This is a genomic window from Ferrimonas aestuarii (assembly GCF_005116665.1).
GTDB lineage: Bacteria > Pseudomonadota > Gammaproteobacteria > Enterobacterales > Shewanellaceae > Ferrimonas > Ferrimonas aestuarii.
Genome location: NZ_SWCJ01000014.1, coordinates 56,901 through 82,963, shown reverse-complemented (window position 1 = coordinate 82,963; position 26,063 = coordinate 56,901). Strand labels below are relative to the sequence as shown.

At 50.8% G+C, this 26,063-nt stretch carries 23 protein-coding genes; 7 read left to right on the top strand and 16 right to left on the bottom strand.

Translation table 11 applies throughout. The features are described 5' to 3' along the window. Positions 1-3 precede the first annotated feature (3 nt). Together pheT and pheS are read right to left on the bottom strand one after the other, a co-directional pair. Positions 4-2,391 carry a phenylalanine--tRNA ligase subunit beta gene (pheT, locus tag FCL42_RS15860; protein WP_136864406.1) on the bottom strand — a complete coding sequence of 796 codons (2,388 nt, stop codon included), beginning with the start codon at positions 2,389-2,391 and terminating at the stop codon, positions 4-6. A 10-nt stretch (positions 2,392-2,401) separates the two neighbouring features. After that, a complete protein-coding gene (gene pheS, locus FCL42_RS15855; protein ID WP_136864405.1) occupies positions 2,402-3,385 on the bottom strand; it encodes a phenylalanine--tRNA ligase subunit alpha in 984 nt (327 codons plus the stop codon). Positions 3,386-3,711: 326 nt separating this feature from the next. Between pheS and FCL42_RS15850 the strand changes: the two genes are divergently transcribed. After that, positions 3,712-4,314: a GNAT family N-acetyltransferase gene (locus tag FCL42_RS15850; protein ID WP_136864404.1), complete on the top strand. Its 603-nt coding sequence runs from the start codon at positions 3,712-3,714 to the stop codon at positions 4,312-4,314. Between the two features lie 244 nt (positions 4,315-4,558). Here FCL42_RS15850 and FCL42_RS15845 read toward each other — a convergent pair whose 3' ends face one another. Together FCL42_RS15845 and FCL42_RS15840 are read right to left on the bottom strand one after the other, a co-directional pair. Further along, the gene (locus tag FCL42_RS15845) at positions 4,559-7,627 is read right to left on the bottom strand and encodes an efflux RND transporter permease subunit (protein ID WP_136864403.1); all 3,069 of its coding nucleotides are present in this window, start codon (positions 7,625-7,627) and stop codon (positions 4,559-4,561) included. 2 nt (positions 7,628-7,629) lie between these two features. After that, positions 7,630-8,721 carry an efflux RND transporter periplasmic adaptor subunit gene (locus FCL42_RS15840; RefSeq protein WP_136864402.1) on the bottom strand — a complete coding sequence of 364 codons (1,092 nt, stop codon included), beginning with the start codon at positions 8,719-8,721 and terminating at the stop codon, positions 7,630-7,632. 154 nt (positions 8,722-8,875) lie between these two features. Between FCL42_RS15840 and FCL42_RS15835 the strand changes: the two genes are divergently transcribed. Next, positions 8,876-9,814 carry a LysR family transcriptional regulator gene (locus FCL42_RS15835; RefSeq protein WP_136864401.1) on the top strand — a complete coding sequence of 313 codons (939 nt, stop codon included), beginning with the start codon at positions 8,876-8,878 and terminating at the stop codon, positions 9,812-9,814. Positions 9,815-9,886: 72 nt separating this feature from the next. Here FCL42_RS15835 and FCL42_RS15830 read toward each other — a convergent pair whose 3' ends face one another. Together FCL42_RS15830 and FCL42_RS15825 are read right to left on the bottom strand one after the other, a co-directional pair. Next, positions 9,887-11,140: a peptidoglycan DD-metalloendopeptidase family protein gene (locus tag FCL42_RS15830; protein ID WP_229359883.1), complete on the bottom strand. Its 1,254-nt coding sequence runs from the start codon at positions 11,138-11,140 to the stop codon at positions 9,887-9,889. A 129-nt stretch (positions 11,141-11,269) separates the two neighbouring features. Continuing rightward, positions 11,270-12,043 carry a methyltransferase gene (locus FCL42_RS15825; RefSeq protein WP_136864400.1) on the bottom strand — a complete coding sequence of 258 codons (774 nt, stop codon included), beginning with the start codon at positions 12,041-12,043 and terminating at the stop codon, positions 11,270-11,272. 251 nt (positions 12,044-12,294) lie between these two features. Here FCL42_RS15825 and FCL42_RS15820 point away from each other — a divergent pair, with 251 nt between their 5' ends. Then, positions 12,295-13,485 carry a class I SAM-dependent methyltransferase gene (locus tag FCL42_RS15820; RefSeq protein ID WP_136864399.1) on the top strand — a complete coding sequence of 397 codons (1,191 nt, stop codon included), beginning with the start codon at positions 12,295-12,297 and terminating at the stop codon, positions 13,483-13,485. Between the two features lie 78 nt (positions 13,486-13,563). On the opposite strand, the gene FCL42_RS15815 is transcribed toward FCL42_RS15820, so the two are convergent. Next, a complete protein-coding gene (locus FCL42_RS15815) occupies positions 13,564-13,992 on the bottom strand; it encodes a hypothetical protein (protein WP_136864398.1) in 429 nt (142 codons plus the stop codon). Positions 13,993-14,055: 63 nt separating this feature from the next. Beyond that, positions 14,056-14,376: a hypothetical protein gene (locus FCL42_RS15810; protein ID WP_136864397.1), complete on the bottom strand. Its 321-nt coding sequence runs from the start codon at positions 14,374-14,376 to the stop codon at positions 14,056-14,058. 173 nt (positions 14,377-14,549) lie between these two features. On the opposite strand from FCL42_RS15810, the gene yfcE reads away from it, so the two are divergent. Continuing rightward, complete coding sequence (yfcE, locus tag FCL42_RS15805) at positions 14,550-15,095, top strand: phosphodiesterase (protein ID WP_136864396.1); 546 nt, start codon at positions 14,550-14,552, stop codon at positions 15,093-15,095. Beyond that, positions 15,085-15,651, top strand: coding sequence for a VOC family protein (locus FCL42_RS15800; protein ID WP_136864395.1), 567 nt, complete (start codon positions 15,085-15,087; stop codon positions 15,649-15,651). Before yfcE ends, FCL42_RS15800 begins: the two co-directional genes overlap by 11 nt. On the opposite strand, the gene FCL42_RS15795 is transcribed toward FCL42_RS15800, so the two are convergent. Further along, entirely contained in the window at positions 15,648-16,784 is a 1,137-nt protein-coding gene (locus tag FCL42_RS15795) for a MalY/PatB family protein (RefSeq protein WP_136864394.1), read from the bottom strand. The genes FCL42_RS15800 and FCL42_RS15795 overlap by 4 nt on opposite strands. Positions 16,785-16,860: 76 nt before the next feature. Between FCL42_RS15795 and FCL42_RS15790 the strand changes: the two genes are divergently transcribed. Next, positions 16,861-17,781, top strand: a complete 921-nt coding sequence (locus tag FCL42_RS15790) for a DUF368 domain-containing protein (RefSeq protein ID WP_136864393.1) — start codon at positions 16,861-16,863, stop codon at positions 17,779-17,781. Positions 17,782-17,923: 142 nt separating this feature from the next. Here the strand turns inward: FCL42_RS15790 and FCL42_RS15785 are convergent, their stop codons facing one another. The 4 genes from FCL42_RS15785 to FCL42_RS15770 form a co-directional block, all read right to left on the bottom strand. Further along, positions 17,924-18,727 (bottom strand): SAM-dependent methyltransferase, encoded by an 804-nt coding sequence (locus FCL42_RS15785; RefSeq protein WP_136864392.1) that lies wholly within the window; start codon positions 18,725-18,727, stop codon positions 17,924-17,926. Next, entirely contained in the window at positions 18,703-20,490 is a 1,788-nt protein-coding gene (locus tag FCL42_RS15780) for a GGDEF domain-containing protein (protein WP_136864391.1), read from the bottom strand. Before FCL42_RS15780 ends, FCL42_RS15785 begins: the two co-directional genes overlap by 25 nt. Then, entirely contained in the window at positions 20,490-20,711 is a 222-nt protein-coding gene (locus FCL42_RS15775; RefSeq protein ID WP_136864390.1) for a hypothetical protein, read from the bottom strand. Before FCL42_RS15775 ends, FCL42_RS15780 begins: the two co-directional genes overlap by 1 nt. Before the next feature lie 184 nt (positions 20,712-20,895). Beyond that, positions 20,896-21,711: a M23 family metallopeptidase gene (locus tag FCL42_RS15770; RefSeq protein ID WP_136864389.1), complete on the bottom strand. Its 816-nt coding sequence runs from the start codon at positions 21,709-21,711 to the stop codon at positions 20,896-20,898. Positions 21,712-21,792: 81 nt separating this feature from the next. On the opposite strand from FCL42_RS15770, the gene FCL42_RS15765 reads away from it, so the two are divergent. Beyond that, positions 21,793-23,139, top strand: coding sequence for a dihydroorotase (locus tag FCL42_RS15765; RefSeq protein ID WP_136864388.1), 1,347 nt, complete (start codon positions 21,793-21,795; stop codon positions 23,137-23,139). 54 nt (positions 23,140-23,193) lie between these two features. Here the strand turns inward: FCL42_RS15765 and FCL42_RS15760 are convergent, their stop codons facing one another. The 3 genes from FCL42_RS15760 to FCL42_RS15750 all read right to left on the bottom strand — a co-directional run bounded on the left by FCL42_RS15760 (position 23,194) and on the right by FCL42_RS15750 (position 25,873). Then, the gene (locus tag FCL42_RS15760; protein WP_136864387.1) at positions 23,194-23,673 is read right to left on the bottom strand and encodes an immunoglobulin domain-containing family protein; all 480 of its coding nucleotides are present in this window, start codon (positions 23,671-23,673) and stop codon (positions 23,194-23,196) included. Between the two features lie 10 nt (positions 23,674-23,683). Next, positions 23,684-24,388: an SIMPL domain-containing protein gene (locus tag FCL42_RS15755; RefSeq protein WP_136864386.1), complete on the bottom strand. Its 705-nt coding sequence runs from the start codon at positions 24,386-24,388 to the stop codon at positions 23,684-23,686. A 114-nt stretch (positions 24,389-24,502) separates the two neighbouring features. Then, positions 24,503-25,873 (bottom strand): YjiH family protein, encoded by a 1,371-nt coding sequence (locus FCL42_RS15750; protein ID WP_136864385.1) that lies wholly within the window; start codon positions 25,871-25,873, stop codon positions 24,503-24,505. Between the last annotated feature and the right edge of the window lie 190 nt (positions 25,874-26,063).

The following is a 26,063-nucleotide window of genomic DNA, read 5'->3' as shown; positions in this document are numbered from 1 at the left end:
GTATCAATCCCTCAGCTGTGCATTGAACTCTGTATTTAGAGCTGCAACGATGGTCTCTACGGCGTCGGCAATATCTTGCTCTTCCAAGGTACGCTCGACATCCTGTAAGGTCAGGGCGATCGCCAGACTCTTCTGGCCCTCATCGATACCCTTACCTCGGTATACATCGAACAAGTTTACGCCAACTAGTTGTTTTACGCCAACTTTCTTGATCAGGCTTGTTACGTCACCCGCACCTACCTGCTCATCAACCACGATGGCGATGTCACGGCGGCTAGCCGTAAACTTAGACACAGGGCTAGCCTCTGGCACCTGACGGGTCTCGATGGCAGCCATCTCTAGCTCAAACACCAAGGTACGACCGTTTAGGCCCAGCTTCTTCTCATGTTGAGGGTGTACTGCCCCCATCACGCCAACCACTTTACCATCTTTAACGATATCAGCGCTTTGGCCTGGGTGAAGAGCTGGATTACTGCTCTTTTGGAAGCTAAAGGCGTCGGCGTTGTTAGTCAAGGCCAACAGCGCTTCTACGTCACCTTTTAGGTCGAAGAAATCCACACCGCGGCTTTCCAGCTGCCAATGTTCATCGCTAGCTTGACCTGCGATCACGCCAGCAATCATCTGCTCCTGACGGATGCCGTTTTCTGCCGCTTCATCAGGAATAAAACGAAGGCCAGTTTCAAACAGGCGAACGCGAGATTGCTGGCGCGCTTGGTTGTAAGCAACGGAGCCCAGCAGGCCAGTCCACAGAGACAGGCGCATCGCAGACATCTCAGAAGAGATCGGATTTGGCAGAATCAGTGGCTCAACACCCGGGTGCAGCAGAGATTGCAGCTTAGGCTCAACGAAGCTGTAGGTGATCGCTTCCTGATAACCGCGATCCACAAACAGGCTGCGCATGCGCTTAGCTGGCAGGTTCGCCTCTTTCTGCTCCGGCATCTCTAGAGCCGCAATTGGCGCTAGATTAGGAATGTTGTTGTAGCCATAGATACGAGCCACCTCTTCAATCAGGTCTTGCTCGATGGCCATGTCGAAACGCCAGCTTGGGGCTTTAGCAACCCAGCCGCCTTCGATGGTATCAACGTCGCAGCCCAAACGAGTCAGGATCTCCACCACGTCTTCATCACAGATGTGATGGCCCAGCAGGTCGTTCAGCTTGCTACGACGCAAGGTGATGGTAGCCGCTTTAGGTAGATGTGCTTCAGATGCCACTTCCACCACAGGGCCCACTTCACCGCCACAGATGTCGATAAGCAGTGCAGTAGCACGCTCCATGGCATCCGCTTGCAGTTTAGGATCCACACCGCGCTCATAACGGTGAGACGCATCGGTGTGCAGACCGTAGGAGCGAGCACGGCCCAAGATGGCCAGCGGTGCGAAGAACGCACACTCCAGCAGCACGTTTTGGGTATCGCCGTTTACGCCACTGTGGTCACCACCGAAGATGCCCGCCAGAGCCAGAGGACCGTTGTTGTCGGCAATCAGCAGGGTGTCGTCTTTTGGCTCACACTCGTTTCCATCCAGCAAAGTGAACTTGTCACCGGCTTTGGCCATGCGAACCTGAATGTCGCCACTCAGCTTATCCAGATCGAACGCATGCATCGGCTGACCCAGCTCCAACATCACGTAAGCGGTGATGTCGACAATGGCGTCGATAGAGCGAATGCCACCACGGCGCAGTTTTTCCTGCATCCACAGTGGGGTTGGCGCTTTCACGTCCACGTTCTTAATCACGCGGCCCAAGTAACGCGGGCACTGCTCTGGTGCGTCTACCTTGATGCCGATGGCATCATCAATGGTGGCTGCTACAGGGGAGATTTCTGGGGCAGTGACCGGCAGGCGGTTCAGTACGCCTACTTCGCGAGCCAAACCAGACAGGCCGAAGCAATCCGCACGGTTGGCGGTCAAATCCACTTCGATGATGCTGTCATCAAGCTGCAGGAACTCACGGAAATCGGTACCGATGACCGCATCCGCAGGCAGCTCCATGATGCCATCGCTCTCTACGTCGATGCCCAGCTCCGAGTAGGAACACAGCATGCCGTGAGAAGGCTGACCACGCAGCTTCGCTTTCTTAATTTTAAAGTTACCTGGCAGAACCGCACCCACGGTAGCCACGGCCACTTTCAGGCCCAAACGGCAGTTTGGTGCACCACACACGATGTCCAGCAGCGCTTCGCCGCCCACATTCACTTTGGTTACACGCAGTTTGTCGGCATCTGGGTGCTGGCCACATTCAACCACTTCACCCACAACCACGCCGGAGAACTCACCGGCTACCGCTTCTACGCCGTCCACTTCCAGGCCGGCCATGGAGATCTGCTCACTGAGCTCATCGGTTGAAATCGCAGGGCTTACCCACTCGCGCAACCAAGATTCACTGAATTTCATTGCTGGCCTCTTATTGGAACTGTTTTAGGAAACGAAGATCGTTCTCGAAGAACGAACGCAGGTCGTTCACGCCGTAGCGAAGCATCGCCAGACGCTCAACACCCATACCAAAGGCGAAACCAGAGTAGATTTCAGGATCGATGTTTACCGCACGCAGCACGTTCGGGTGAACCATGCCACAGCCCAGTACTTCCAGCCATTTGCCATTCTTACCCATCACGTCCACTTCCGCAGAAGGCTCAGTGAATGGGAAGTAGGAAGGACGGAAACGCACCTGCAGATCTTCTTCAAAGAAGTTACGCAGGAACTGGTTAATCACCCCTTTCAGCTCAGCAAAGCTTACCTTCTCGGTCACCACCAAGCCTTCTACCTGATGGAACATTGGCGTGTGGGTTTGATCGTAATCGTTACGGTACACACGGCCTGGGCAGATGATGCGAATGGGTGGCTGCTGCTTTTCCATGCTGCGGATCTGTACGCCACTGGTGTGGGTACGCAGCATCAACTCAGGGTTGAAAAAGAAAGTATCGTGATCAGCACGGGCTGGGTGATGCGCAGGAATGTTCAGGGCATCAAAGTTGTGGAAGTTGTCTTCCACTTCTGGACCGGTGCTTACGGAGAAGCCGATCTCAGAGAAAAACTGTTCAATACGCTCGATGGTGCGAGTCACTGGGTGCAGACCACCAGTGGCAAGCTTGCGTCCAGGAGCGGTGACGTCGATGGCTTCCTCAGCCAATTTGGCGTTCAACGCTTCGGTTTGCAGGGCTTCAATACGGGCATGCAGAGCACGTTGCACCTGCTGTTTGCCTTCGTTAATAGCTTGGCCTGCTTTTGGCTTCTCTTCCGGTGGAAGGGAGCCTAAAGATTTCATTAGAGCGGTAATCTCGCCCTTCTTACCCAGGAACTGAACCCGGATATCATCAAGCGCTTTCAGGTCGCTGGCGGCGTCGACCGCTGCCAGTCCTTTAGCGACAATTTCTGCTAATTGCTGCATGGTAGTTTTTCTCTGTTCCAACCGCGAATAAGGGGGGAAAGGGTTTTATCGAAACGTTCAATTGTACTTTATTGTGGAGATCATAAAAACCGTAATTTACTGACATTTGCCCGTAAATCACACTATCTGAGCGATTGGTTGGCAGCCTGACTAAAGTATTGAGGGAAAAGCGAGCTTGTTGCTGTCAATCTTAGTAGCCATGAACCGGATTTTTAATTGGGAAACAGCGCTTTTTCCAACCAAGCCACACTGCTACACTGAAGCTCTGTCCACGGGTAAATCCAATTCAAAACTGAGGTACCGTGAAGCTACTAGGGAGCCATGCCATGACCACACTCGATGCCCATGCCGCATCCCATTACCATGCGCTGACCCACACCAATATGGGTACCGACGTGACGGTGCGCGCCATCCGTAGCGAAGACAAATACGCCATTTTGGATCTCTACCCTACTCTGTCTCCTCGAACCCTCTACATGCGCTTCTTTCGCGTCATCGATGCCCCCAACCTTGAGGAGATCAGCCGCTACACCGACATCGACTTTGCCACCCAACTGGCTTTTGTCATTGAGCTTGGCCCAAGCAAACAGCTGGTGGCGGCTGGGCGCCTCATCCGCGCGACCGAGCAATCCAAAGTGGCGGAGTTATCCTGCTTGGTGGTGGATGACTACCAAAACAAAGGCATCGGCAGCGTGTTAGTCAGAGAGCTGTTTGAGCAGGGGCGATATTGGGGCGTCGAGCAGGTCATTGCGCTGGTACACAGTGAAAATCACCCCATGCTGCGGCTGCTTAAATCTCAAGGTTACCCCTGTGAGATGCTATACGATGAGGGTGAGTTCACCGTAACGCTAGACATTCACCACGAACCGAGCAGCGACAACCGCTTTAGTTACCGCAGTAGCTTAGGCGCAATGCACCAAGGGATCTAACCAGCCACTACTACAACCAAAGGCGCGACAACAGCCGCTCTTTGGCAACCGTTGCAATGACCTCTCTTGTACAAACTCCACCCTGCATCTGCAGCCCATAAAAAAGGCTTCGAGACAATGAGCTCCCGAAGCCAAAACCCACGAGGGTCGATGATGGGTTGTCAGGTTGTATCAACCTCAATAAGGCAAGCTTGAACCTAGGGTGTAGAAACCTGGATAACCAAGTGGATGCCCCTTTTTGGTTTTAACTTGCTTCAGGAGCCTTGATGCCAAATAGCAAGCTGTAGCAGACGGGTAGCACCACTAGCGTCAGCAAGGTTGCAAACCCTAAACCGAAGAAGATCACTACCGCCAGTGACTGAAAAAACGCATCGGTTAGCAGTGGCAACATCCCCAGCATGGTGGTCAGCGCCGCCATGGTTACTGGGCGGACCCGGCTCACGGATGAATCGATCACCGCTTGATACGGCGACTTTCCCTGAGATTGTTCAAGGTTTATCTGGTCCACCAGTACGATGCCATTTTTAATGATCATGCCACTGAGACTCAAAATGCCCAGAATGGCGAGAAAGCTGAGTGCGGCATCGAACACCAACAGGCCCGCGGCGACACCGACCATGGATAAAGGTACGCAGATCCAGATCGCCAGTGATTGTCGTATCGAATTAAACAACAGTACCGTAATCACAAACATGGCCAGATAACCAAACGGCGCTGAGGATTGAACGCTCTCATTGGCTTCGGTGGACATCTCATATTCGCCGCCCCACTCCAGTTGATATCCTTCCGGCAGTTCAATGGCTTCAACTTTTGCCCTAATTTTGGAGAGTAAGGCATCCGACGTGGCCCCAGAGCCAATGGCGGGATCGGCCATCACGGTGATGACCCGTTTGCGATCCCGGCGCATAATAATGGGATCTTCCCATTGTGCATCAAATGACGTAACCACCTGCCCCACAGGAACGAAGGTATTGTTGGTGCTGCTCCACACCTGCAGCTTGTCTAAGCTGTCCAAATCTAAGCGTTCTGACGATGGCGAGCGTGCCACAATCGGCAATTGGTGGGAGCCATCCCGGTACAGCCCCACGGTCTGACCACTGAAATTTCGCAGCAAAGCCGCATCTAAGTCCTGTTTGCTCACACCGGCGCTGCGGGCACGCATCAAGTCGAGCTCAGGCCGCATCAACAAGGTTTGATTTCGCCAATTGTGGCGCACGTTGTCCGCCAACGGTTCATTGCGTAAAACCCGCTCTGCCTGGGCTGCCAGTTCTCGTAATACGTACGGGTCATCGCCATAGAACCTAGCTTCAATACGCGCCGCTGGGTTTGGCCCATTTTGCAGTGTTTTCAGTCGATATTGCGCCTGAGGAAACTGATCCCGTAACCAGACTTGCAGCACCGGCATTTGGGCTCGCATGCTTTCAAGGGAGTCCATCTCTATCAATAACTGCCCGTAGGCGGCGTAGGTTTTCTCTGGCACATAATCCAACACAAATCGCTGCGCCCCTTGCCCAATCACCGCTGTCATGTTGCTCATTCCGGAAGGTTGTAGCGCCTCTTTCTCAAGCAACTTCTGTTCAATCTCAGCAACAAGGCGCTGGGTATGCAGAATGTCGGTGCCTTCCGGCATCCAGATGTCCACCATAAACATCGGCGTACTCGAAGGGGGAAAGAACACGTTTTTTACCTTCGACATGCCCAAACTGGCCAAAGCCATCATAGCCACCACCACGAGTGCCGTTGCCAAACGGTGATGAATGGCAACATCCAGCACTTTGCGGTAGATGGCATAGCCAACGCCCTGATAAAGCGCTTGCTGCTCAGATTGCTCCTGATTTTTAAACAACAGGTGGCAGAAAAACGGCGTGATGGTTATCGCGGTTAACCAACTGATGGACAACGAGAGCAACAAAATGGTGAATAGGGAGCCACAGAACTCTCCAGAGGCATCATCAGACAAGCCGATGGGCGCAAAGGCGATGATGGCGATGGCGGTGGCTCCGAGCAGGGGCCACTGAGTCTGACTGACGATACGCTTGGCCGCTTCTAGCCGAGTTAAGCCCTTTCGAAGCCCCACTAAAATGCCGTCGGTAACCACAATGGCGTTATCAACCAACATCCCCAGTGCAATGATCAGAGCACCCAAAGAGATCGATTGCAGCTGCACCCCGAGTAGCTTCATGCCAATAAAGGTACCCAAAATGGTGATCAGCAACACCGCTCCCATCAACATGCCGGAGCGAGCTCCCATGGTAATTAGCAGCACCACGATAACGATCACAACGGACGAAGCGAGGTTAACCAGAAACCCACTAACCGACTTATCAACTAGGGCACCTTGGTTGTACATTGGAGTTAATGTCATCCCAAGGGGCATTGAGCCCTGTAACTGTTCTAGCCTGTCGCTAATTGCCTGTGACACGTCGACCACATTGACGCCGGAGGCAAATGAGATCCCAATAGACAGTGCCGGCGCCCCTTGACTGCGATAGAGAGTCTGTGGGCTGTCTGAGGTCGACTTATACACCTTGGCAATATCACCAAGATAGACCCGCTCAGTGCTGCCTGGGGGACTGACTAACACCCGCTCCAATTCCCCTACATCGGTGAACTCCCCAGTAGAGTGCAGCCGAATCCGATTACCATCAAGCAGCGCTCGACCACCATTGGATACCCCATTTTGAGTTTGCAGCAAACCATAAAGGTAATCCGGATTTAGCCCAAGCGCAGCAAGCTTCTGCTGGCTAAATTCCACCATCACTTGCTCTTGAACTCGGCCCTCAACCACCACCTTTTTAACCCCAGGCACTAACACTAATTCTCGGCGGAGGTAATCAGCCTGATTGCCCAGCTCTCGGTTGCTGTAAGCGTCACCAGTTAGGGTAAACAGGTAACCGTACACATCTGAAAAATCATCGATGATCATTGGCGCATTCACCCCTTGAGGCAACGTCATCGCCTTATCGTTGACTCGGCGGCGCAGCTCATCCCAAATCTGAGGCAATTGCGTCTTGTCGTAGATGTCCTCCATCTCCACTTCAATCTGTGATACTCCTGCGGTATTGATGGAGGTCACGTGTTTCAGCTGCGACATCTGCTGGATGGCATCTTCTAAAGCCAAGGTCACCTCTTCCTCGACTTGCTGTGCCGAAGCCCCTGGATACTGGGTGATCACCAACGCGTTTTTGATGGTAAATTCCGGCATCTCCAGTTGGCCCAACTTGGTAAAAGAGAGTACGCCCCCCACCGTTAGCAGCACCACAACCAACCAACTGATGACATGATTTCGAATGCTGTATTCAGCAATATTCATCGTTAAATCCCCCGCGGCCAGCTCAGAGCCTTGACCTGTTGATCAGGACTTAGAAGCGCTATGCCGGAGGCGACAATCTGGGTTCCCGCTTCGAGGCCAGCGGTGATCTCAATCCCCTTGCCATTCAATTTGCCTAGGGTGACGGAATGAGGCGAGACTCGACCAGTGGCGGGGTTAAACACCCACACTTGCGCTTGGTGAGCCGCATCATCACGCTCTACCGCATCGATGGGAACCACCACCGACGCAGCGGAGCTCATGAGTAAGCGGCTGCGGTCGATGCCCACTTCGGCGCTCATGCCCGCTATCACATTCAACCCCACAGGCGGGGTCATCGCGTAGGTCACTTCATAGGTCTGACTGCCGGTGCTGGCAACACTGCTGTGCTCCATGTAAGTCAACGGCATTGGCTGAGTTTCGCCACTAGGCAGTTCAAAGCGAGCAAAGGCTCGCATCTGCTCTCCCAGACTGCTGGGCTCGGTTTGAATAAGCAGCGACTCAGGTATTTGAGCTTTCAGCTCCATAAGGTCGTCCCGCTGTAAGGTCAAAATCACCTGAGTCGCCTGAACCATTTGATAATTATCGGTGTGTACCTTAGCCACAACACCAGAGAAGGGGGCGGTAATCTGAGTGTATTCAAGTTGATTTTTCGCCAACGCCAATGCGGCCTTTGAGGATTTCAGCTGCGCCTTAGCGACGTCGACTTCAGCCGGAGAGATGAGATTATTCTCAAGCAGTTTCTGTTTTCGGCGATGATCCAATTGAGCCAGCTCATAATCGGCCTCGGCATTCGCCAACGAATGCCGAGCGTCTCGGTCATCCAGTTGTGCCAATACCTGGCCCTTATCAACCTGCTGCCCCTCCTTTAACGCCAGCTCGGTCAAAACGCCACTGACACGAAACGCCAGTTCTGCGGGCTTATGGGCAGCAACGACCGCCGGAAAATAACGAATCTTGTCTGCCGCCGACTGCACCTCAATCAGTTTGACCGGTCGAATCACGTCCTGATGAGCCTTTTCTGTCTCCTTACAGCCACTCAAAAGCGTCATAACGGCCACACTTACCACCGTCAACATCAATCTCTTTGTTACCACCTAATGTCACCTTCATCGATTTACTGCTGTTGCGACCATTATGAGAAGCGTTACAATCCCAAACAACAGGACTTACCGGAACCAAAGGTTTCGATATTCGGAACAAAAAAGGCGATAAATGCCATTGAGCAAAGAGACTGAATGTGAGTAGCCAATGAAAACCGAAGACATCAAACTATTTCATATTATTGTGGATTCCGGCAGTTTGGTCCGCGCTGCCGACCTACTGTCGCTGCCAAAATCCAATCTCAGTAGGAGGCTTAAAGGCTTAGAGGAGGAGATCAACGCGCACCTATTTCATCGTAGCTCTCGAACCTTGACCCTAACCGAAAAAGGCCAACTGTTTTACCAAGAAACCAAATCGATGGTCGCCGATTGGGACAATCTGCTGCAACGTCTAGACAGCAACGCATTCGAACTCACCGGCCACCTGCGAATTCAAGTTTTACCCTTACCAGAAATTGTGCACCTGCTCGACGGCATCCACGAATTTATGGCGCTTAACCCCAAAGTTACCGTGGAGGTTATTACCCATGCGCAAGAGACGAACTTAATTGAAAATCACATCGATGTGGCATTTCGCGTGGGGGATCAGTTGGAAGATTCAAGCCTGATCGCTCGACCTTTGAAGCAGGTAGACTTTGGCTGCTATGCCAGTCCTTGCTACCTAAACCAACACCCAACACCCAAACGGATTTCGGATCTGGAAGCGCACCGGTTTATTCAATGGCGACAGCCAAACGGTAAGTTAATTAAAGATGTGTTTCAGGAAGGCTTCACCCAGAACACCAAAAGCAGGCTAACCGTCAATCACCCCGAGCACTTACTGCATGCAGGGCTAAAAGGCGCGGGACTATTTTTCTACCCAAGGCATATCGGCAACCAACTGGTAAAGCAAGGGCTACTGGTTGCCTTACTCCCTGAGTTAACCCCAATGAAGAGTACTGGTTGGCTGGTTTACCCTAATAAGAAAGCACTTTCGAATGCCGCCGCTCAGTTTATCGACTTCATCACCAAAGAAGCCGAACTGATTAACTTCAATACCGTGCTTAGCCCCTACAGTGGCCTCACTCAAATTATCGATAGCAACTAAGCACCAACTCTAGGCTGAGCTCAATCTTTGAGTTCAGCCCTTTATTCAGGGCAATGGTGACGAATAAGCCCTCTACTCCCCTTCCACGCCCATCAGCTTACGATAGTCATGAACCGATGCATAAAATTGCTGGCGTTCACTCTTATCCACGGCGGTGGCTTTCGGGATCTTAGCCGTGAGTGCATTGACTGGGCGGCCATTGATGTGAAACTCATAGTGAAGGTGGGCGCCAGTGACCCGGCCTGTGGCCCCAGACAAGCCGATGCGCTGGCCACGAGTAACGCGTTGACCTTTACGAACTTGCACTTTTGACATGTGCAGATAACGGGTGCGGTAACGGCTGCCGTGATCAATCACCACATACCGGCCCGCATAGGGGTGGTTTTCCACTCGGGTTACCACGCCATCCCCCGCTGCGAGCAGCGGCGTGCCACTTGGCAAAGCCCAATCGGTGCCATTGTGAGGTTTCACCCGTCCGGTCACTGGATGCAGGCGTCGAGGATTGAAGTTATCGCTTATGCGGTAGTTGCCATTAAAGGGTCTGCTCAAAAACGCGTTCTGGAGGCTACCGCCTTCGCCATCGTAAAACTGACCATCGGTATGGCGGAATGCTTCCACATGCTTATCGCCACGGCTAAAGCTTACCGCCAACACTTCGCGATTGCCGGTGAACTCGTCTTCCACAAATTGCGACTGACGAACTACGCCAAATTTGTCACCGGCGCGCAGATCGCGGCGGAAGTTAAACTTATCTTTAAACAGGTTGGCGATGGTAGCCACATCGTTGGCACTGAGGCCCACTTCGCTGGCCACTTTGGAGAAGCTGCCATGCACCTCTCCGGTAATCGACTCAGCACGCCACTGCCCCTCAAGGCGGATCTCTTCCACTTCAAACCCATCTTCCACCCGAGTAAAACGCACTTTATGAGCTGGATTGAATGCCAACTCCAGCGCCATCAGCTTGTTATCGGCTTCATCAAGCCAGAAACCTAATCGGTTTCCCGGCCTTAGGGTATCCAAAGCCAGCACCGCATAATCCGCTTCCAGCACTTGATACATCTGAGCTTGGCTAATATCCAAATAAGAGAAGATGCCGCTTAGGCTGTCGCCTTCAGCAATTTCATAGATAAGGGTGGCTGGAATCTCAACGTCGGCGGTTGATTCCGGAGCTTGCCACTCGCTGCTGGTCAGTTGTGGCAGCCGAATCTTACTGTAAGGCTGCTGGGCCCCGCTCCAGAGCATCGCAGCCAGTACAACACCGGCCCCGAGGCCGATAAGCAATGGCTTATTATTATCGAGCTTTATGGCTCTGAGTTGTTGGCGCACCTTGCCCCCAAAAACAGTAATGATTTTCGATTTTAATCACCGCACGATGCCAAGTTAGGCTGCCGCTGTCAAAAAACGGAAAAAAAGTTTAGATCTGCCGCACAGTGTTAAATCGCTGTAATATGCGAATTAAGCAGGCTTTTTCAGCAAAAGATGGGTATATCGTCCCAGATCGCGAAACACCGGCTGATCACAATAGAGCAGCTCCAGTTGCGTCAACTCCTCGAGGCGATTCTCCTGCATCGACTTATCGCGAAGGTAGTCATGAATCACCCGCACCCCGACCTGACGCTCTAACACCAAGCCCGCCTGTTGCAGCAGATGGATAATCTCTTGATTATCGAACCCATGCTTAGGCGCCAGTTTGACCTTCTTTTTGCCATGCACCATGGCATGACCTAGATTATCAAAGTTACCGCACACCAGATTGTGCATCTCCATGCCGCGGTAGTTGAAGAACATCAGCGACAGCATGCCACCTGGGGCGATGCGAGGAATCAACTCTAAAATGGTCTGCTGCGGATGCTCTAACCACTCCATCACCGCATGACAAAGTACCAATGGGTACTGCTGTTGATGCTCGGTTGCCAAAGCTTGAATTGGCAGATTGAGCGTGGTTAACCGCTCGGCCACCCCGGATTGCTCGGCATTGGTTTTAGCAATGGCCAGCATATTCGCTGACAGGTCGCACAAGGTGATGTCATGGCCCATGGCGGCTAACTGCAAAGAGAGTTGTCCCTGACCGCCCCCAGCATCCAGTAATGAACAGCCCTTGGGTATTTTTGGCAACGCGTGCTCTAGCAATTCGCGCATCACCACCGCTTGGCGCAACTTACCCTTACTGCTGTCATAAATGTTGCGGGCAAATTTGTCTGCCCGGGTATCAAAATTAACGTCGGCCACGGCCTACCCTCACAAAATCAATGCTTGCCATTGTCGACATCTCCGATGCGCTGTAAAGGGGATTTTTCGTTACTCGCACGGTACTTTTAATTCGACCAACAATTTGCAGGGTTAATGACCCCAAAGTTGCCGATTTCTGCAGCGCCCGTCCGATTTTGCCGCACCTATTCAGCCCCAAAGCTCCCTACACCTTGCCTCAACCGTCCATCACACCTACAATCCGCGCCATGACAGCTAGTGTGGAAAAAACAATGACTAATAGCGTGGTTTTGGTAAAAGGCCGAGAGAAGTCTCTGCTACGTCGCCATCCTTGGGTATTCTCAAAAGGCATTAAGAAGGTGAACGGCAAGCCAGGTCTTGGCCAGACCGTTGATGTGCTGTCCCATGACGGTCGCTGGCTAGGCAAAGGCGCCTACTCTCCTGAGTCGCAGATCCGAGTTCGGATGTGGAGCTTTGACCAAAACGAAGAGATCGATCGCGAATTCTTTAAACGCCGCATTGAGCGAGCTCAGCAAGGTCGGGATCTCCTGCCACACCAAGACCGCGTGACTGGCTACCGTCTGGTGGCGGCAGAGTCTGACGGGCTGCCAGGGATCACCATCGATCGCTTTGAAAATGTGTTGGTGTGCCAACTGCTTAGTGCCGGTGCCGACTTTTGGCGCGGTGATCTGATCTCAGTATTAGGTGAACTCTACCCTGAATGCGCCATCTATGAGCGCTCTGACGTCGATGTTCGTAAAAAAGAGGGGCTGGTGCCCACCTCAGGCCTGCTAAAAGGTGAACTGCCACCACAGCCGATGACCATTGAAGAAAATGGTCTGAAACTGCTGGTTGACGTGGTCAGCGGACACAAGACCGGTTACTACCTGGATCAGCGCGACAACCGCCTTGCCTCCAGCCGCTACACCAAGGGCAAAACCGTATTGAACTGTTTTAGCTACACCGGTGGCTTTGGTACCTACGCCCTCAAGGCCGGTGCCGCCAAGGTTGTGAATGCCGACGTATCTGGTCCGGCATTGGCACTGGCTAAGCAAAATGCGCAGCTCAATCAACTGGATCTGTCCAAGGTTGAGTTTTTAGAAGCGGACGTATTTAAGTTACTTCGCGAATACCGAGACAACGGCACCAAGTTTGATGTGATCATTCTCGACCCACCAAAATTTGCCGACAGCAAAGCCCAGCTTATGGGAGCGTGTCGTGGCTATAAAGACATCAACATGGTGGCGATGCAGATTCTGAATCCCGGCGGTACCCTACTGACCTACTCCTGCTCCGGCCTAATGGACGCCAATCTGTTCCAGAAGATCGTGGCCGACGCCGCCGTAGATGCTGGCAAAGACGCGCAGATCATCGAGCGCTTGAGTCAAGCGGGAGATCATCCCATCGGCAGCGCCTTCCCAGAAGGTTTCTACCTGAAAGGCTTGGCCGTCCGAGTGTGGTAATTGCCGCCTAATACAGCACAAAAAAGCGCTCTGAAGAGCGCTTTTTTTATGTCAGTCGAATGGCCAGACTGGAAGTTATTACTGAATAGCCTGGGCCAAACTCGCGGCATCGCCAACGGCAATGGATTCAGAGGCGGTTATTAACCACACCTTAGCTTCATGGCGCTCAAGTTCCGCTAGAAACGTATTGTCGACAAGGCAGATTGGGTAATCCCGCTTTTTCAGTGCTGGCTTCACAAACCAAGAGAAGATCAAACCCGGTACCTTGCTGCGATCTACCACATAGAGCAGTTGCTGGCGAGCGAGGGTTGGCTGTTTATCCAGTACGCTGAGCACCATTTCACTGCCCGCCTGATCGTGGCTCACAATTAACATTGGCGCCCCTTGGCATTGCAGTTGGTGCTGTGTCTGAAAACGACTAAGCCCTTCCGGCTCAACAGGCGTCGCCCAAGCGCCGCAGGCAATCCCCAACAACAGGGCACAACCGGTTCGAATCATCTTTATCATGGCGCCAGCATAGCCAGTGCCTCCATGGGTTGCCAAAACAAAGTGCGAGACTGAGACTCACCTCTAATGACAGTGGCCGCTATTGTGACACTGAGCCAAAAACTGACTCAGATCCCAAGCGATGGACTCGACCTGTACACCCAAGCCTAAATGATGCTCATACAGGCGCAGCACCGATTGAATATTATGGCTATCAAACTGTTCAAATCGAGACGAAGCGATCCACAAATCAAAAGCCAGTGCCGACTCAAGCTCACCAAGGCTACTTAAGGTCCGTTGTGGTAGTAACTGTTGCAGCATCAGACTGACATCGGCCATCTGATGGCTGATCAGGCGAGGCGTAAAGTGCAAATTTGAGTTCAGGCTGAAGTGATGCGTGTCCATCGCCAGCGCTCCTTTGAGTCGATAATCACGCCCATGCTACTGAAGATCTTACCGTCACAGGCCGAGAGGGATCACAAAACCGGTAAGGGATCAAAACCTGAGACCATAGTAGTAGCGTTAACCTGTGACTGTGATTAGACTAAAAACACGCTTTTGATCGAACCTTTCATTCCATGCTTTTTATTTCTGATATCCATGGCTGCTTGCCCGCGCTTGAGAAAGCGCTGTTTTGGGCCGAACGCCTGCAAGCCAAACACCTTATCGTATTAGGTGATGTCCTTAACCACGGCCCACGAAACCCGGTTCCCGATGGCTATCAACCAGCCAAGGTCGCCGAGCTATTGAACCAGTATGCCGATCGCATCTTGGCGGTTCGTGGAAATTGCGACAGCGAAGTGGATCAGATGTTGTGTGAGTTCCCACTTCTGGCGGATTACAACAACCTGCTGCTTGGTGGCAAACGAGCGTTTGTTACTCATGGGCACCTTTGGAATGAAAACAAGCTGCCACCATTAGGCAGCGGAGATATTTTTTGCTTTGGTCATAGTCACTTACCCATGGCAATGTGGCAAAATGACAAGCTGATGTTCAACCCAGGCTCCATCACTTTGCCCAAAGGTGGCCATCCACCGAGTTTGGGGCATTTTGATGGCAATGCTCTGCGGGTTTTGGATCTCGACGGTAACCTCCTACAACAGGCATCGATAAATGAACATTGAACAGCTTTTGTCCAAGCTACCTGAATTTGGGCACAACATGACTCAATTTGCCCGTCGCTTGGGCTTGGTCCAGGCTGGGCTAACGGTGGATCACATTGCCCTGAGAGTAACGGAGAAGCAGGATGCGGATCATCTGCTTACCCAGTTTAAAAAACGCGGCAAAATACTGTCAGACAAGATCATTAACGGTCGCCCCATCTACCTGATTGAACTGGATGAACCGCTTAACGTGGCGGATTGGCAGGTGTCGGTGGTTGAGCTGCCCTTCCCCGATGGTCGCAAACGCCGCGACGGTTGGGAGCACCTCGAATTTGTATTGCCCTGTGAGGCAATCACCGCCGATCAGATGCTAAAGGCCGTCAGACAACTGCCTGTGATTACCGCTAAATGGCCGGTGATTCAAGACAGTACCTTAGGGATTGAAGTAAAAACCAGCGATTCCAAAGCCGATGATGAGCCGGTGGCTAACCCCACGGTCTCCTTTAAACAGGAGCAGCTCACCATCAAACTTCACCCCTATGACATCCGCCAGGTCATCGGCGCCATGCCGGTCTAGCCTTGGTATTCAGTAATCGCCTTTTGCATCCGGCTTAAGGCGATTTGAAGCCGAGACTTAGGGCAGGCAAAATTCAGACGCACGAAACCTCTGCTGCCAAAGTCCGCGCCGCAGGACAAGCCAACCCCATAGCTTTCAAACACCTTAACCGGATCAGCCCAGCCTAGTGCCCGGCAATCTATCCACGCCAGATAGGTCGCCTGAGGTGTCATCAAGGTCAATTGCGGCATCGCCCCCAGTTTCCCATCAATCTCTAACCAGTTATTCCAAAGATACTCTCTCAAACTGTCCAGCCATGGCTCACCATGTCGATACGCCGCTTCCATGGCAGTAATGGCCAGTACATTATGCGCCGGAGCAAAACCGGAAAGACGCTGTTTTAAAGCCAGTCTCTGCTCTGAATTTGGCACAATGGCAAACGCTTGAGGTAACCCCGCCAGGTTAAAGCTCTTACCCGACGACACCAACACTGCCGCCTTATCATCTGGGCCGATGTAGTTCAGCAGCGAGCGGTGTTGATTGCCCGGCATGATCAGATCCCCATGGATCTCATCACTGATGATCTCAAAGCCGTAGCGCCGACTGAGCGCCACAAGCTGCTTCAATTCCTCTTCAGTCCAGATGGTGCCCCCTGGGTTATGGGGGTTACACAAAATGAACCCGTCCATCCCTTGCTGCGCCGCTGTTTCAAGCTGAGCCAAAGGCATCGGGAATACACGTTTCCCCGCTTCTTCATGAGCTTCCAGCGCGATGGCTACCGACTCAATCTTGAGATTTGCCGCCACCTGAGCGATAGGCGGATAACTTGGGGTGAAATAGCCCACTTTGGAAAACCCTTGGGCCAGATAGTTAAATCCTGGCACAACCGCCGGCACAGAGACCAGGTGGCTTTGCGCCACACTCACCTGCCAACGCCTAGCTAACCAGTCACAGATTACCCCTTTGGTTTCATTGGAGATAACCCCATACCCATACACCGGATGGGCGGCTCGCTTTGCGATGGCGTCGACCACAGGATCAGGAATGGCAAAATCCATATCTGCAACCCACATGGGTAGCACCGACTCATCTTGGTAGCGCTGCCATTTCAGGCTGTCACTACCACGTCTCTCAATTAATGAATCCCAATGCATTGCATCCTCGTTTACACGACTTTTCTACTTGCTGGCCCTATAATGCCGCCTATCACTATTTTTTACAGCCAGTTATATGAAATTGGATATTAAAACCTTTGCCAAAGGGATGGCCATGGGCGCCGCGGATGTGGTTCCCGGTGTCTCCGGCGGCACCATTGCTTTTATTACCGGTATCTACGATACCCTGCTCGAAAGTATTCGTCGCATTAACCCAAGCCTTATCGGCCTATGGCGCAAACAAGGATTGGCTGCGGCGTGGAAGCACATCAATGGCAGCTTCCTCGTTACTCTGGTTACCGGTATCGGCATTAGCATCGCGACCTTTGCCAAGGTGATCTCCTACCTATTGGTTCATGAACCCATCGGGCTTTGGAGCTTTTTCTTTGGGCTAATTCTGATCTCCATTGTGCACATCGGAAAGCAGGTTCAGTGGAGTCCAGTCACAGCGGTGTCGCTGTTGGTGGGAACTGCATTTGCTTACACCATCTCGGTGGCCAGCCCATTGGCGCTCGACCCGACCCCACTCAATATTCTAATTGGGGGCATGATTGCAATCTGCGCGATGATTTTGCCCGGGATTTCAGGCAGTTTTATCCTGTTGCTGTTGGGGCTGTACGCGCCGGTTTTGGGAGCAATCACCGGTCGAGAGTTCGACATTATCGGCATTTTTCTGGTTGGCGCGGTTCTGGGAATCTTGAGTTTCTCCCACGTTCTGTCGTTCCTATTAAAACGATTTCACGGAGCAACTCTGGCTTTTCTTACCGGTCTGCTTATCGGCACCCTAGGTAAGATCTGGCCATGGAAGCAAACCTTAACTTGGCGAACCAACTCCAAAGGGGAGCAGGTGCCACTGCTTCAGGAAAACCTAACGCCAACTCAGTTCGAGCAGCTAACCGGCGATCATAGCCAACTGATGCTGGCCATCGCCTGTGCCGTTGTCGGCTTTACTCTGGTGCTGATTCTGGAAAAATTCGGTCAACGAGACTCGAACTAAAATCTGTTCATCTTCGATGTTTAAATTTACTTATAGAACAACGACTTTTCATTAAGGAAAACAAAAAGTCAGCAGATCCAAAAAACGATTAAAAAAAGGGGCGAACCGTGAAGTTCGCCCCTTGTTTATTTCATGTCCCGTCCTACCAGTTACCCAACTCTTTCGCTTTTAACCCCATGGCATCAAGTACCTGCTGATCCCAATTGGGCTTTGAGATGGGAGGAATCACTAAAGTACTGAAGCCATAAAGCTCCGCTGAAGCCAGGTCAGACAATGGCAACCACTCTTGACGACTGCCATCTAAGGCGTGAATGGCCGCCTCATAAATACACACCTTATGCTCTGCTGGATACCAGCGCTTAAGCTTGTCCACCAAATGTTGAATGTTCTCATCTTTAGTTCGATGCAGTTCTTTAATGGACACATCTCCGGCCAGAGAGATCTGCCACAACACCAGACAAGTCGTTGGCGCAATATTAATGTCGTACATCAGCAGATGGGTCGCCTCATAGTGCTGAATGCCGTTACGACCAGGATCAATTTCTAAATCGGCCACTAGGCAAGAGTCGGCACCGACGGCAGCATGAAACTGGGCTCGTCCACCTAACTCTCTGGTTTCATCCACACACCATTTGGGAAAATCAGCAAACACTCTAGGGTGGCCATACATGGCCAACGCCACGTTTTTTCCTGCCGCCACCGCCGACATCACCTCATCTTTCATCGCCAGATAGGCTCGGTGGCGGTTAGGTTGTTCGTGATAGTGCCGCTGAATCGAGAAACTGTTTGGGTTCAGTCCCTCAATGTACGCTTCAGCTATGCTGGAGGACTGCCCGTAATAGACGATATCAGCGCTGCGAATGATTGATTCGGTTCGCTGTGTTGTTTGCATTGGCACGTTGATGCCAACGCCGACAACGTCTAAGGCTCCAATTCTTGCTTCCATTGCTCCACCTGTTGCTGTTGTTGCTGCTTACGTGCTTCCCTGCCCGCACGTTCAACTGATTGCGTAATCTCCTTAAGATCAAATGGTTGATCTCTACGACGTCTGAGATCAGTTTCCGCTTTAATCAAAAGCTCGTTGATAGGTAACTGTTTATGATGACCGGACACGCCAAAGCTGATCACTAACGCATCATTGAGTTGCTCCGGATTCTGCATTGCCAAAGTTTGAGCGAATAAATTTTCGGCAAACTCTGCTGCCCCTTGTTGGGAAATTCCACCGCAGCATATGGCGAATACCGAACCACTGACTCGGCCTAACTGCATTTGATCGTCGATTTTCCGACGGAGAAGCGTAGACACCTCAGTTAGGATTTGATCGCCCACTTCATAACCATACTCTTGATTGATCTCATGCAGTTGCTCAACCTTTACCAACACCATCGCCATAGGGGTGCTGGGATCAAGCGGCGCCATCATCTGTCGACAATCAGCCATCCAGCGATTCTTTGGCGGCGCCATTGTGATTGGGTCTTTAGATGCTTGCTCAACGTGACGAAGCTTACTTAGCAAGCTTAACCTAGAGCGATATAACCAATACAACACACCAATAATGGTAAGCATCAGTACCAGTAAAACTGCAAACCGAGTATTTTGATCAATCTCTCGCTCTTGGTTTTTATCAACAAGCTGCTTAAGATCAATGTTAAATTCAGATTGCATCTTTATTCTATGCTGAGCGACCAATTTTTGTTGTTGTTGGAAGCTATATCGCTCTTGTGCAAAAGAGTGTTTGCGCCAATAATCAGCCGCAAGTTCGTAATCTTTCTCGTCAGTTGCAACTTTTGCTAAATACTTTAATGCAAGAGAGCGAAAATTAAATGTATTTCTATGAGCAAAATCGCTTAACAATTGATCTGCGGCCCATTTAACTTTCTCAAACTCACCGAGCCCGTAGTATATTTCTAACATTTCTCTTAAAATATACCAACGTTCTGAACTAGGATCTTCACTCTCGAAGTGATGCATCGATTCCTCAAGTAGATCTCTAGCCTTTTCATAATCATTATTAAATTTTGCTAAACTAGAGTTAGTGACCAAAAGAATTGATTTATTTGTCGAATCGATTCCAATGCACTCTTCATTTGCCTTTGGCACCCATGTTTCCGTACCAACAATATCATTTGATTCGGACGCAATAGATGCTAAACCTAAATAATATTGACACCTGAACATTGGGCTTTCAGTCGCAACATCTTTATTAACAGCAGTCGCCATCTCTTTTGCAAGCGATGTATCCCCCATAGTAACCATCATAGATGCCAAATTCATAAACACCATGTTTACTAAAGGATCTTCCAAATTCAAGTACCGGCTTCGGTAATATTCTAAAACCGTCTCATAAGCCTCCAACTCTCGATCCAAGTGAGATAGAGAAATCATCTTGACTGAAATTGCTGAAGCGTATGTTCTGGTATCATTCAGGCGCGCAGCACACCTTAAGGCATCATTAGCCGAAACCAATGCGTTAGTGCGTTGAGCCAGCCTGAAGTAAGTGACAGCCTTTGCTCTGATTAATATGCACTGTTCTTGCGAATTCGGTTCGGCCAAGAGTAAACGGTCATAAACTATCTGAAGAGCTTTGCTTGCCGGATAGTCATATAACTTTCTAACCAACGAATCATCATATTCAGATCCGCTGGCTAAAACAGGTATAAAAGTGACTAAAACCAAATACAATTTTAGCCACTTAGAAGTACAAATCACTAGTTAGAAATCCCAACGAAATTAGGAAGTGTAAAAATTTCAACTAGCTTTTTATCGCCCACTTTGGAGAATTTTGCATCGGATAATTTCAAGACTTCAGACTTAGCTTCCATATCCAAACCCAATTCATCCATAACCAGATCAGGGTTTACATTAAAACGCTGATGGAGGTCTGCGTCTAAGCCGAGTTTAATTAACAGCTGTGTTGCTTGATGGTTCATGTCACACTCCTTGTGGCAATCATTATTAGTCAATAAGAGTTTGCTGAAAACTATGTAAGAGATTGACCATATACTCTTTGAATATCAATCACATCCATGCGAAAGTCACCAGCAATTTGATGCTAGCAACTTCCGCCAGAACGCTCAACGACAAATTTGTAAAATCCGCGTTCTTTTGACGTTTCTATTTTTTCCTCGGCATTGGCGGTACCAATAATGCGGGGTCCAAACGCTCCCCATACCAGTTAATGCGCCAATCTAGATGAGGCCCAGTCACTCGGCCCGTAGCACCGATTTCAGCCACCACCTGCCCCTGCTTTACCTTGGTACCCACTTCAACCAACAACTTCGACAGATGAAGAAAGCTGCTAGAGACACCATAGCCATGATCGATGATCATTGTGCCACCGGAAAAAAACATATCTGGTACCGCTAGGGTGATAACGCCATCTGCCGGCGCCACCACGCTTGTGCCTGTGGGTCCAGCAACGTCCACTCCAAAGTGAGGACGTTTTGGTACGCCATTGTAAATACGCTGGCTACCATACACCCCAGTAATAGGCCCCTGCGCCGGCCAAATAAAGCTAGACTGCCATGCCATCAGATCGGAATCGGTAGCTCGTGCAGCCTTCACCTGCGCAGAGTCTTGACGTGAACGCTTAATGGCGGCCTCATCCGGCTCCATGATCTTTTTGGCGATGCCCTCAATACGCTGCAACCGGTACTCTCGCTTCGCCAATTGGATGGGCTGCTCCACTACCTTGCCCGACGGGGTTTCCACCTTCAACGTGTGAGTAAGCTCTGCATCGCGACCAAATCCAAACACCACTCCGCCATTGTCGGCCACACGAATCGATTGACCATTCAACCAGACTTGACTGCCAGGTTCGACCGAGGTGCGTATCAATGACCCTTGAGTCAGTTGCCCCTCCAGTTCCACAGCTTGTGCCAAAAGGCTAAAAAAAACAGACGAAAAAACAATAAATAAACGTAATAACATTCCAAGTCCTTATAGGCGAGTTGCCCCAGTCTCCGCTATTATAGGTGGCGAATGTACCCATACAAGAACCAAGGGCCTGACATGACAACCACCTTAATAAAAAATGCCACCCTGTTAAACGAAGGCATCCGCCAGCAAAGTGATCTGCTGATTGCTCAAGGCCGAATTGCTAAAATTGGCCAGAACCTAACTGCGCCAGATGGCGCGCAGGTAATCGATGCAACGGGCAAATTGCTGATCCCCGGGATGATTGATGACCAGGTACACTTCAGGGAACCAGGTTTAACCCAAAAAGGCAGCATGGCAACGGAATCCCGCGCCGCAGTTGCCGGCGGCATCACCAGCTTCATGGAGATGCCAAATGTAAACCCACAAACCACCAATGCCGCCGCACTGGAAGCCAAATACGACCGCGCTGCGCAGGTCTCGGTCGCCAACTACGCGTTCTATCTCGGTGCTACCAACGATAACCTAGAAGAGATCAAAAACTTAGATCCTCAGGCCGCCTGTGGCATTAAGATCTTTATGGGTGCCTCAACAGGCAACATGTTGGTCGATAACCGCGAAACACTGGAAGCCATTTTCGCCAACGCCAAGGTGCCAATTGCCACCCACTGCGAAGATACGCCGATGATTGCCGCTAACGAAGAGGCTGCCAAGGCCAAATTTGGTGATGCGGTGCCTATGAAGCTTCATGGCGAAATTCGCTCTCGTGAAGCATGCATCAAGTCGACCAAAACAGCCATTGAACTGGCCAAAGCTCACGGCACTCGACTGCACGTACTGCACATTACCACCGCAGAAGAGCTGGCGCTGTTCGAAGCCAATAAATCCCTCGATAGCCTCTCCAGTGCCAATATCACTGCGGAAGCTTGTGTCCATCACCTCTACTACAGTGACAAAGATTACGACACCTTGGGTGCGCAAATTAAGTGTAACCCGTCGGTGAAAACCGAGCGGGATCGCGCTGCCATTGTGGACGCGGTAAAGCGGGACGTCATCGACATCATCGCCACCGACCACGCCCCACACACTTGGGAAGAGAAACAAAATACCTACTTCAAAGCACCATCGGGTGTGCCTCTGGTTCAACATGCACTGCAATCACTGTTCGAGCACTACCATAATGGCGATCTGTCCCTTGAGACCATCGTTCAGAAAACCAGCCACGCCGTAGCCGAGCGTTTTAACCTGAAAGATCGGGGTTACCTGCGTGAAGGTTATTGGGCAGACTTGGTGTTGGTGGATCTGGATAAGCCATACACGGTGTCCAAAGACAACATCCTGTATAAATGCAACTGGTCGTCCTTTGAAGGCCACACCTTCCGCTCATCCATCGAAAGCACTTGGGTTGGCGGCATTCGAGTCTTTGATGGTAGCAACGCCACCAGCGAGCCAGTTGGTCAACGGCTTCAGTTTGACCGCTGATATTTAGATGCAAAAAAGGCCACCCTTGAGGTGGCCTTTTTAATGGGTTGCGTTTTATAACGAACCGCCCTGCTCGCCGTGTTCAGCGTAATCCAGCGACGGGCCTTGATAGGTATGATGCCAAAACCCTGTTTTCGGGTAGGTCTCAAGCTCAACCAGCTCGCCATTATCAACCCGTTGGCGCAACGAGTTCCAGATCTGTTTGCCCTCTGGGCTTAAACGATAATGGTATTTATATTCAGGGTGCTTCAGCATCAAAATGCTTTTAATTGCAGGAAGATACTCTTTAGAGACAAACTCCATGGGCAGATCGAGCTGGTAGTGTTTACCCTGAATATTCATGACTGTGGCTTTGCCCATCACCGGACCCGCCAGATACTCACCGACAGGAACCTTAAAGCAGATCTCAAAATCATCGGCGGTGACATTAGCCACTAATTCGTTAGCCAAAAGTGTGCGAGGTTCTTGGACAGAATCATTGCTTGCACAGCCAGCTAGGGCCGTTAAAAGGGCTAAGGCTACCAGTATGCGCATTTGCCGCTCCTTAATCAGTTAAGTAGTACTCGATGGTTGAAACCACTCTTACTTTTTTAATGTGAGGCGTCGTCGAATCGCGGTCGCGGATCGAAAACACCCCTTGCTGAGCGCGGCGAATTTTTCCTAATACACTGTCGGAATCTTGAGCAAAACGTTGAGCTACTTCTCGACCATTACGGGTCGCTTGCTCAATCATTTCAGGCTTCAGCTCGTTTAACCCAGTGAATAGAAATTCCGTTCGCGCGTTATAATCTTCGGAAGCCAGATTAACCCCCTGCTTAGCTAACTGCAATAACTGCTGCCGTGCCGAAATCACAGTTTGAACTTTACTCGTATAAAGCGTCAGAGTTACGCTGCCACTGTAACGAAGAGGCGAATTTTCTCCATATGACTGCGCTAACTTGTCGACGATCTGAGGCGTACTCAGGGTAATTTCTGACTCGGGAAAACCAAGATTAAGGAGGTAGGCTCGAACCTTTTGAGACTGCCCCTCCAAAGACTGATAAATGCCCTCTAAGTCATTGCCAGCACTAGTCATTCGAATCGGCCAAATGGCCGTGGTCGCGTCCACTTCGCGCTCAGCCAGCCCCTTAACCACCACGGTTCGTTCCATCGATTTAAACGCCAGCATGCCGTTGGTTACAATGGCACTGGCACCAATAAACGCCAACAAGATACTGATTCCAAGAATTACCGTATTTTTGGTAGACATAATTTACTCACCGCAATCAATTTATACGCCATTCTAGGTATGGTTAACCACATAGTCCAGATACGAAAAAGCCAGCAGCTAGCTGGCTTTTTCTATATTTTTCAAAATACTGATTTAAAAAATCAGGTGAGCCATGCCCGCAATCACTGGCAGAGAGATTACGGTACGAAGCAGGAAGATAATGAACATCTCTAGCAAATTTACCGGAATCTTACTACCCAACAACAGCGCACCCACTTCAGACAAGAAGATAAGCTGAGTTACAGACAGTGCCGCGACCACAAAGCGGGTCATCTCACTGTCGAAACTGGCAGCGATAATTGATGGGATAAACATATCCACAAAGCCCACTACCATGGTTTCTGATGCTGGCTGCGCCAGTGGAACCTGAAGCAGCTCAAGGAAAGGAACGAATGGCATTCCCAACCAAGTGAAAATTGGCGTGTATTCAGACACAATCAAGCCAATGGTACCGACCGCCATGACCACAGGCAGTACGCCAAACACCATGTCCAATGCGTTCTTAACGCTCACTTTAGCCACGGAAGCAACGCTGTCAATTTTGCTAGTGACGGTCAACGCATTTTGCAGACCGTAAGAGAGAACCGATTGACCTTCTGGCACCACTTCGGTGTCGACCAGACGCTTGCTGCCATCAATAAGCAGGTCTTTCTTGTTAGACAGAGGCGGAAGGCGCGGCACGATGATCGCCACAATAACACCAGCCAAACATACGGTAGCGTAAAACGGGATAAACAGATGTTCCAGTTTAACTTGGGCAATCACCACCAATGAAAAGCTGATGGAAACCGCAGAGAACGTGGTGCCAATTACCGCGGCTTCACGCTGAGTGTAACGCTTCTCTTCGTATTGCTTGCTGGACATCAAAATACCAACACTGCCATCACCTAGCCAAGACGCCATACAATCGATAGCGGAGCGGCCAGGAAGGTTAAACAGTGGGCGCATTACGCGGGTTAGCAAGCTGCCAATCATCTCAAGCAAACCAAAGTGAGTCAGCAGCGGCAACAATAAGCCAGCGAAAATGAACACCGCCAGCAAAGAAGGCATCAGCTCGGCGAACACAAAACTGCCGGTATTGTCACTGATTACCGCCTCTGGGCCAACGCCAGCAACCACCATAGCAACGAATGCCGCTCCAATTACACGGGTCGCGGCCCAGCCTGCGGAAATATTGAAGATATCGTTAAACATCTCATTACTCAGCAACGCCTTCGGCTTAAACACGCTTGCCACGATGGTGAAAATCGCAGAGACGATCAAAACCGCAGCCACAACGGTGCCCGCACTGCCACCCAATGCGGATAACAGGGCATCCTTTAAGACAGCAATGGGAATGGTCAAGCCACCCTCAAACATCATTGGCGTCATAAACAGGAAAATGCCCAACAGAGAAGGCAGGACGAACAGCAGCATATTACGGCTGCTTTTCAACTCAGACAGTTGTGGTGTTTGCTTTTGCATAACCCGCACCTTAGGTATTCATATTCGAAATCCGCCGGATTCCGAATAGTTATTCACAATATTCGATTTGCTGCGCAGACTATCTTAGAGAAAGGGCAATGTAAATTACAAATTCACTAAGCATGCATAAAAAACCACTCGAAAACGCTATTTTTACATTTTTGTACATCGAGATAGCATTTTGCCTAGC